The following is an 8,682-nucleotide window of genomic DNA, read 5'->3' as shown; positions in this document are numbered from 1 at the left end:
CAAGATGTGATGGCTGGTGTAGATCAACTGATAGTGGTTGTCCGCCACCCGAACGACCACCAACCGCAACAACGGCGCCGCTTCCAGGGCAAACCCTTGCTGGCGCTGGGCCGTTGCGAGGGTTTCCAGGTAGCGAGGCAAATCAGCCTCCATGCGTGCGTCGTGCAACTGCAACGCAACCTCTACACGCTTGTGCACCACCTGCAACGCACGCTTGAAATCGCCTTCCCAGACGAAACCGCTGCGCAGCACGTCATGGGCGTCGGTCGCCGCTTGCCAGGCCTGGCGGAAGCGTTCGACATCCAATCCTTCGACCTCCACACGCATCTGGTTGATGTAGTGGCCGGCCTGTTGCTCATACAGCGTGTGGAACAGCATGCCTTGTTGCATCGGCGACAGCGGATAGAGGTCCTCCACCTCTCGGGCCACCAGCGGCAACGCGTCCAATTGGTCTTGGTCCAACCCGGCCAGGGGAAAGTCCGACGGCGTGAAGCCGTGGCGCTGGGTCTCGCAACAGTGGTCGATCAGTTCCTGCAATTCCCGAGCGTAATCCACCCCCAGTGCCTGGATCGTTGCTTCGTCGAACATCTGCGTGCTGAAGGTCCAGTCGATGCTCAACTCGCCGGCATAGACGCTGCCGTTGAGGGTCAGCCAGTTGTCCAGCGGTGCCAACGGACTCTGGGCCGCGCCCGCCGACTCGCTGGACGGGACAAACAGCCCGTCGGCCTCCTCGCTGAAGCCGCTGTCGAACTGCCCGAGGTAATTGAAGGTGATGCGCGGCACCGGCAGTGCCGCGAGGGCACGACGCGTCGGTTCATCGCCCAGGTAGCGCAACACGCCGAAGCCGAGCCCTTTGTCAGGGATCGCCCGCAGTTGCTCCTTGATTGCCTTGATCGAGCCTTCGGCGGTCGCCGTCGGGGTCAGGCGCACCGGGAACAGGCTGGTGAACCAACCCACGCTGCGACTCAGGTCCACATCATCGAACAGCGCCTCGCGGCCATGGCCTTCCAACTGGATCAAAGTCGAAGCCTGGGCAGTCCAGCGGCCGATCACCCGCGCCAGCGCCGTCAACAGCAGGTCGTTGACCTGGGTGCGATAGGCCGCCGGTGCTTGCTGCAACAGTCGTCGGGTCAGTGCTTTGTCCAGCCGCGTCTGCACTTGCGCCCCAAGGCACCTGCGCAAATCACCCCCGGGATGGTCGCAAGGCAGATCGTGGCGAGCGCCGTCCAATTGCGCCTGCCAGTACGCGACTTGGCCCTGCAACGTCGCGCTGCCGGCATGAATCTGCAACCGTTGCGCCCAGGCCTGTGCAGACGTGGTCTTGGCCGGCAATGTCGGCGTCTGGCCGGCCTGCAATTGGTCATAGGCCCGTTGCAAATCTTCCAGCAGAACCCGCCACGACACGCCGTCCACCACCAGGTGATGGATCACCAGCAACAGCCGCTGGCTGCCATCGGCCAGGGTCGCCAGAACACCGCGCAGCAGCGCGCCGCTGTCCAGTTCCAGGCTGCGCTGGGCGCGTTCGGCCAGGCGTTCGAGGGCCTGCGCATCCGCGACTTCGGCGGTCCACAGCAAGGGTGAGTGCTGCCAGAGTGAACGCTGCTCCGTCAAAGTTCTATGGCGAGCGATCCAGGCGCCGTCCTCATGGGTGAAGGCCAGGCGCAACGCATCGTGATGTTCGACCAAGGCCTGCAACGCCTGCTCCAGATGCCCGGCGTGCACCGGTCGCACGCCCTTGAGCAACACCGACTGGTTCCAGTGATGAGGCTCGGCCATGGCCTGTTCGAAGAACAACTGCTGGAACGGCAACAGCAGCGCCTCCCCTGTCACGGGGCCCTGGTCGATCACCAGCCCACCGTCTCCGGTTGTCGCCACGCCGGCCAAACCCTGGATGGTCTGGTGCAGGAACAGGTCCTTGGGACTGAAATGGATACCGGCCTGACGGGCCCGGCTCACGACCTGGATGGAGATGATCGAATCGCCGCCCAGCTCGAAGAAATTGTCGGTCACGCCCACGCGCTCTCGTCCGAGCACGCTTTGCCAGATATCCACCAGCGTCTGTTCCTGCGCGGTCACGGCTGCGATGCAGGCCTGGGGATGAGCGCTCGGCTCGGCCTTGGGCAACGCCTTGCGCTCCAGCTTGCCGTTGGGGCTGACCGGCATTTTTTCCAGCCACGCCCAGTGTTGCGGCACCATGTAGTCGGGCAAGGCTTGGCTTAGATGTTCCCTGAGGCGCGCTTGCAGCGCCTGGCGAACGGCGTCATCGGCGGCCAGCAGCTCGGCGCGCGCCGGCACCACGTAGGCCACCAGCAGCGTGCCGTCCTGGGCCAGGACCACGGTTTCGCGCACGGCATCGTGCTCGGCCAGGCGCGCTTCGATTTCCCCCAGCTCGATGCGCAGGCCGCGGATCTTCACTTGATGGTCGATCCGCCCGGCATATTCGATCACACCGTCAGGGCGATAACGCGCCAGGTCGCCGGTCCGATACAAGCGTTGGCCATGGCCGAATGGCCCGGTGACGAAGCGCTCGGCGGTCAACGCCGCGCGTCGGTGGTAACCCCGCGCCAGCCCTTCGCCGGCGAGATACAACTCACCGATCACCCCCACTGGAACCGGCGACAGTTCATCGTCGAGGATGTAGGTGCCGAGATTGGCGATCGGCTGGCCGATCGGCACGCTGTCGCGTCCCTCCTCGACACAGGTCCAGTGCGTCACGTCGATGGCCGCCTCGGTGGGGCCGTAGAGGTTGTACAGGTTGGCGTTGGGCAGCTTGGCGAACACCTGCTGCTGGGCATCCACCGGCAGCGCTTCGCCGCTGCAGACAATCCGCTTGAGGCTGGTGCATTCGGCCACGCGCGAATCCTGCACGAACGCCTGGAGCATCGACGGCACGAAGTGCAGCGTGGTGATGCCCTGGGCCGTGATCAGTTCGATCAGCTGCGCCGGGTCGCGATGGGCGCCCGGCGCGGCCACCACCAACGTCGAACCGGTCAGCAGCGGCCAGAAGAACTCCCACACCGACACGTCGAAACTGAATGGCGTCTTTTGCAGCACGCTGTCCGAGGCATCGAGACCATACGCCTGTTGCATCCAGCACAGCCGGTTGACCAGGGCACTGTGGCGATTGCCCGCGCCCTTGGGTTTGCCGGTGGAACCGGAGGTATAGATCACGTAAGCCAGGTTCTCACCGTGGACTTCTACGGCGGGATTGCTGTCGCGGCTGGCGTACAAGTCGTCGTCGGGCAAGTCCAGCACCAGGCTGCGCAGCCCGTCCGGAATCGGTAAGGAATCGATGAGATGTTGCTGGGTCAGCAGCAAACCAATGCCGCTGTCTTCGAACATGTAGGCCAGGCGATCACGCGGGTATTCGGGGTCCAGCGGCACGTAGGCGCCGCCGGCCTTGAGAATCGCCAACAGCCCCAGCACCATCTCCACGGAACGCTCCACGGCGATGCCCACCAGCACGTCGGGGCCGACGCCCTGGTCGATCAAGCGATGGGCCAGGCGGTTGGCCCGAGCATTGAGTTCGCGGTAGCTCAGGCGCTGCTCGCCGAAGACCAGCGCAGGCGCGTCCGGGGTCCGGCGCACCTGTTCCTCGATCAGGCTTTGCACGCTGCGCTCAGGCGGGTATTGCTGCGCCGTCGCGTTCCAATCGATGAGCATGTGCCGGCGCTCGTCCTCGTCCAGCAGCGTCCACTGCCCCACCGGGCGATGCAGGTCGTGCACCAGCTCGTGCAACAGGTTGAGCCAATGCCGGGCCATGCGCTCGATGGTCGCCGGCTCGAACAGATCCGTTGCGTAGGTCAGGGCCGCGTGCAGGCCCTGCGGGCTTTCGACTGTGTCCATGCTCAAATCGAATTGCGCGGTGCGCTGCGTCCAGCCCAGGGGTTCGACGCAAAGGTCCGGCAAGGCATTGGCGAACGCCGAATCAGCTTCGTTGCGGTGGTTGAACATCGCCTGGAACAGCGGGCTATGACTGAGGTTGCGCTGCGGTTGCAAGGCATCCACCAATTGCTCGAAAGGCAAGTCCTGGTGCATCTGCGCGGCCATGGCCGTTTGCTTGAGCTGTTGCAGCAGCGCGGCGCCGGTCAGCTCGCTGTGGAACTCGCTGCGCAGGACCTGGGTGTTGACGAAGAAACCGATCAGCCGCTCGGTTTCCAGCCGTTGCCGGTTGGCGATCGGCACGCCGACGCGGATGTCGGCCTGGCCGCTGTAGCGGTGCAGCAGCGCCTGGAACGAACCGAGCAACAGCACGAACAACGTGACGTTTTCCCGTCGGGCCAGGGCCTTGAGACCGGCGCTCAAGGCCGCGTCCAACACGATTGGCAGGCGTGCGCCGCGCAGGCTTTGCTGCGCCGGGCGCGGATGGTCGGTGGGCAGTTCCAGCAACGGTTGTTCGCCACCCAGTTGCCCGGACCAATAGGCCAGTTGACGATCCCGCTCACCGTCCGCCATCCATTGCCGCTGCCAGACGGCGTAATCGGCGTATTGCACTGCCAACGGTGGCAGATGCGCTTGCTGGCCTTGGACGAACGCCGAATACAGGCTCATCAGGTCATCGACCATCACCTGCAAGGACCAGCCATCGGAAACGATGTGATGCAGCGTCAGCACCAGGATGTGGTCCTGTTCGTCCATTTCAAGCAGCGCCACGCGCAGCAACGAATCAGTCAGCAGATCGAACGGGCGGTGGGTCTGCTGTTCGATCAAGACCTGGATGTCACGCCCTGCCAGACACTGCTCGACGAAATCGACCTCCCCCTGCCCGCGAATGACCTGGCAGGTGCGCCCGTCCTCTTCGACGAACAAGGTGCGCAAGCTTTCGTGACGCGCCACCAGCGCAGCGAAACTCTTGCGCAACGCGTCCTTGTCCAGCGTGCCGCGCATCCGCAGGGCCGTGGGGATGTTATAGGCGGCGCTGTCCGGGTCCATTTTCCAGAGGAACCACTGGCGTTCCTGGGCAAACGACAGCGGCAGTGGCGCATCGCGAGGCACCGGCACCAGCGCCGGAACCTGTTCGCCGGGCGCGGCCTCGAACGCCGCGACGAACGCCTGCAAGGTGCTGTGTTCGAACAGGCTGCGCAGCGGCACCTCGATGCCCAGCACTCGGCGGATCCGCGAAACTACTTGGGTCACCAGCAGCGAATGCCCGCCCAACTCGAAGAAATTGTCCTCCAGGCCCACGCGCTCAAGCTTGAGCACGTCCTGCCAGATCGCCGCGACTTGTTGCTCGGCCTCACTACGAGGCGCCACGTAGGCCTGTTGCACGTCGCTGGCGTCGGGCGCCGGCAAGGCCTTGCGATCGATCTTGCCGTTGGGCGTCAGCGGCAACCGAGCCAGGAACAACAGGTGCGCCGGGACCATGTAGTCCGGCAACTGCGCCTTGAGGGCGGCCTTGAGCGTGGCGCGCAGCGACGCATCGAGCTCCGGCACTTCGCCGCTGGCAGGCACGACGTAGCCCACCAGTTGCGCACCGGTCGGGCCGTCGTGGGCGACCACCACGGTTTCGCGCACACTGTCCTGGGCCAGCAAAGCGGCTTCGATCTCCCCGAGTTCAATCCGCAGGCCGCGGATCTTCACCTGATGGTCGATGCGGCCGAGGTATTCGACCACCCCTTCGGCGCGATAACGGGTCAGGTCGCCGGTGCGGTACAGCCGCTCGCCGCTGGTGGAAAACGGATCAGGGACGAAGCGTTCGGCGGTCAGCCCCGGGCGCTGGAAATAACCACGGGCCAGGCCAGCGCCACCAATCAGCAGCTCACCCGGCGCGCCGGGCGGGTTGAGCGTCAGGTCGCTGCCGACGATGTACAGCGCCGTGTTGTCCAGCGGCAGGCCAAGGAAGGGCCGGTCGCGCTCGGGGCTCAACGGGTGCAGCGCCGACCAGATGGTGGTTTCGGTCGGCCCGTAGAGGTTCCAGAGCTTCGGCGAAAGCGCCAGCAGTCGCTGCGCCAGTTCCTGGGGCAAGGCTTCGCCGCCGCACAGGAAAGTCCGGCCGGACAGCACCGAGGCCTGCTCGTGATCGAGCAGCATGCGCCAGCTCGACGGCGTCGCTTGCAGCACCGTGACGTCGTGTTGTTCGACCAGCGCCAGCACCGCTTGCGGATCCTGGTGCACGTGCTGCCCGGTCAGCACGATGCGAGCCCCGGCGCACAGCGGCCCGTAGATTTCCAGGCCGAAGATATCGAAGGAGAAGGTCGTCAGCGACAGCATGCGGTCACTGGCCGCGAGGCCCGGCTGGGCGATCACGCTGGTGATGAAATTACCCAGTGCGCCATGGCGAACCATCACGCCCTTGGGCTTGCCGGTGGAGCCGGAGGTGTAGATGACGTAGGCCAGGTGCTCGTCGGTCAGCGATACGGCCGGGCAGGTTTTCGGGGCGTCTTGCAGTGCTCCGTCCGGCTGATCGAGCAGCAGGGTCCGGAGCGTCGGTGGAATAGGCAATCGCGTCTGCAAACGGGCCTGGGTCAGCAGCAATGCAATACCGCTGTCCTCAATCATGTAGGCCAGGCGATCCTCGGGATACGCCGGGTCCAGCGGCACGTAGGCGGCGCCGGCCTTGAGGATCGCCAGCAGGCCGACAATCATCTCGACGCTGCGCTCCACCGCGATGCCCACCAACTGGCCGGGCGACACGCCCAGATCGATCAGGCGGTGAGCCAGTTGATTGGCGCGGGCGTTCAGTTGCCGGTAGCTCAGGGATTGTCCGTCAACGGTCAGCGCCAGTGCGGCGGGGGCGCGTTGCGCCTGGTCAGCGATGCGCTGGTGCACGCACACGGCTTCGGCGCCGTGGTCGGCGACGCGCAGCCATTGCTGTTGCGTGAGACGCTGTTGCGCCGGGTCGAGCAGCGGCAGTTCGCCGACTCGCTGGCGGGGCGCATCGACGATGCCTTGCAGCAGGTTTTGCCAGTGCTCGGCGAGGCGCTCGACGGTCTGCGGTTCGAAGAGATCGGTGGCGTAGGTCAGCTCTGCGGCGATGCCCTGCGCTGTTTCGTAGGTGCCCAGGGTCAAGTCGAACTGGGCGGTGCGCCCTTCCCACGTCAGGTCCTCGACCCGCAGTTGCGGCAGCTGCATCTGCCGACGGCCCGCAGCATCGGCGTTCTGGTGGTTGAACATGACTTGGAAAATCGGGCTGTGGCTGAGGCTGCGCTCCGGTTGCAGGGCTTCGATCAGTTGCTCGAACGGCAGGTCCTGATGGGCGTGGGCCGCCATGGCCGCTTGCTTGACCTGGGCGAGCAATTCATCGAAGGGCATCTGCCCATCGACCTGGGCATTGAGGACCTGGGTGTTGACGAAAAAGCCGATCAACCCTTCGGTCTCGACCCGATTGCGATTGGCCGTCGGCACGCCGACGCGGATCTGTGGCTGGCCGCTGTAGCGGTGCAACAACGCCTGGAACGAGGCGAGCAAGACCATGAACAGGCTGGCGCCTTCTCGCTGGGCCAGTTGCTTCAGCGACGCGGCCAATTCCGGCTTCAACTTGATATCTAGCCGCGCGCCACGAAGGCTTTGCACCGGGGGGCGCGGATGATCGAACGGCAGCTCCAGCACCGGTTGCTCGTCGCCCAGGGTCTGGACCCAATAGGCCAACTGGCGTTCGCGCTCGCCGGCTTCCAGCCAATGGCGTTGCCAGATGGCGTAGTCGGCGTATTGCACCGGCAGTTCCGGCAATGCCAGCGGCTGGCCGCCGGTGTCGGCGGCGTAACAGCGCACGAGTTCGTCCACCAGCACGCGCATCGACCAGCCATCGGCGATGATGTGGTGCTGGATCAACACCAGCACGTGGTCGTCCTCGGCGATTTTCAACAGCGAAACCCGCAGCAACGGCCCTTGGCGCAAATCGAACGGACGCGCGGTTTCGCCTTCGACGTAAGCCTTGATGCCCGCGTCCTCGCTGACCGATGAACCGATGGGCAGCGCCTCGACAGCGATGCTCAGGGGCAGATGCCGGTGGATGACCTGCACGGCTTGCTCACCGAGCTCACCGAACGTGGTGCGCAAGCTTTCGTGGCGCTCGACCAGGGCATTGAAGCTGCGCTCCAGGGCCGGCACGTCCAACTGGCCCTTGAGACGCAAGGCGCTGGGAATGTGGTAGGCCGAACTGTGCGGGTCCATTTGCCAGAGGAACCACTGGCGCTCCTGGGCGTAGGACTGCGGAATGTGCTCGAACCCGGAACGCACTTCGGGGATCGGCAGGTTGGCCGGCGAGACGCCCTCCTCCAGCATCTTCTCCAGGTACAGCCTGCGTTTGTCCAGCGGCAGAGTGATAAAGCGCTTGGCAACCCTCAAAGCAACACTCTTGTCCATCAGACTTCCTCCATTTCATCAAGCAGGGCGTCCAGCTTGTTCAGTTTCTCTTCATTGATTGTCCCGTCGGTGCTGTCGAGTCGGGCGACGAAATCCTGCAGGACGGGGTGCTGGAACAGCAGTTGCGGGGTCAGGCTCAACCCCAGTTCGAGGGCCATGCGCGAGACGGCGGTGACCGCCAGCAGCGAGTGGCCGCCCAGCTCGAAGAAGTGATCGTTAAGGCCCACGCGTTCGACGGTGAGCACCTGGGCCCAGATCGCCGCGACTTGCTGCGCCAGTTCGCTGACCGGCGCCTCGTATGCGTTTTGCCAGCGCCCGGCCTCGATGCCCGGCAGGGCCTTGCGGTCGAGCTTGCCGTTGGGGGTCAACGGCAGGTGA

General features: G+C 65.0%; 2 protein-coding genes. Both read right to left on the bottom strand.

Going from position 1 to position 8,682, the window contains the following annotated elements; all coding sequences use genetic code 11:
• On the bottom strand, nt 1-8,304 hold an 8,304-nt coding region (locus tag OC610_RS15630), incomplete at its 3' end, for a non-ribosomal peptide synthetase (protein ID WP_264428873.1).
• The coding region (locus tag OC610_RS15625; protein WP_264428871.1) for a phosphopantetheine-binding protein at nt 8,304-8,682 on the bottom strand (379 nt) is incomplete at its 5' end. The genes OC610_RS15630 and OC610_RS15625, both read right to left, overlap by 1 nt.

The organism is Pseudomonas agronomica, assembly GCF_025917275.1.
In the GTDB taxonomy this organism is placed as follows: domain Bacteria; phylum Pseudomonadota; class Gammaproteobacteria; order Pseudomonadales; family Pseudomonadaceae; genus Aquipseudomonas; species Aquipseudomonas agronomica.
The sequence above is the reverse complement of the archived record's forward strand: the minus strand, read 5'-3'. Positions and strand labels throughout refer to the sequence as shown.